1 protein-coding gene and 1 pseudogene are annotated in these 1057 nt (G+C 59.8%); one reads left to right on the forward strand and one right to left on the reverse strand.

The window, feature by feature from the left end:
- A partial coding sequence (locus FJ980_RS35165; RefSeq protein ID WP_210243793.1) for a hypothetical protein occupies positions 1-334 on the forward strand: 334 nt, incomplete at its 5' end.
- A gap of 281 nt (positions 335-615) precedes the next feature.
- On the opposite strand, the pseudogene FJ980_RS33970 reads toward FJ980_RS35165, so the two are convergent.
- Positions 616-1057: pseudogene (locus tag FJ980_RS33970) on the reverse strand (DUF2243 domain-containing protein); the annotation flags it as partial.

Consider the following 1057-nt stretch of genomic DNA (forward strand, 5'->3'; position numbering starts at 1 on the left):
CCCGTCGCATCTTCCCGGTGGCCGAACGGCTATCGCTTCGAGCCGTGCAAGATGGCGCGCTTCCGGCGTCGCATCGGTACACTTGACTTCGGATGCAATCACCCGTCAGCCGCAGTCGAACTGGCAAGGGGGTGCTGAAGCCGGCGTGATCTATGTCATCAAGGCCTCGGGCTTCGCAATGGACGCCAGCCACTCCGTCGAACGCTCTCAATCGCTGGATGCGGCCTCCGTGAGCATGCTTCGGACGGCAGGCGCTAACCGCTGGAAGCCGCCGGTGCCGCGGTCTGATGCTGCCGGCTCAACATGCTCGGCACGCAACCTCGGGGCGATCTGATGGTAGCGGCATATCACAGGTATGGCTAGCGGTGGAGCGACCAGGAGCCCAATCCGGCCATGTCGGTCAAGCGGATAGACTCAAGGGTGTCGAGTTCCTTCCTGATGGGCAGTTCTCGATCGGTCTGCTCTTCCGCGTTCCTCCTCCGGGTGTTGCGGCCAAAGAAGGATCGAATGGCAGTCAGCATGTGCGATGTTTCTCCGCGTTCTCGAGAGGTCTATAACATCGCTGCTACAATCCGGTTCCAAGGCAAACTGAAATAAGCGCTGGAGTCCAACGCTTCAAAGCTGCCACAGCCGGGATTTCCGCTTGCCGTTTGACAAGGCCCACCCGCCGAGCAGCATCAGCGCACCCCAAATCAAACAACCCGATCTCCCAGTAGACCCGCTGGAACCGCGGGACGGTTTCGTTGACATGGAGTGTGCCGAGAAGCTGGTGATCGCCCACTCCCTCGACCAGGTTGAATATGCCAAAGCCCATGAGCATCGTTGCAAGTAGCAACTTTCCTGACCACCCGAGATGAGGTTGGCGCGTCGCACGACATAGCACAATGAGACCTAGTGCGACGAACACGTATGTGCCGGCGTGGAACCAGCCATCGAGGGACGTGTTGAACCGAAGGTTCTCAAGACTGCCGGCGGGATAGCCGGCTAGTCGCCATATGATGCCACTGGAGCCCCTGATGCCGAACGATTCCCTCGAATAACCAGCCTGAGCCAAGCC

Source organism: Mesorhizobium sp. B1-1-5 (genome assembly GCF_006443065.1).
Lineage (GTDB): Bacteria > Pseudomonadota > Alphaproteobacteria > Rhizobiales > Rhizobiaceae > Mesorhizobium.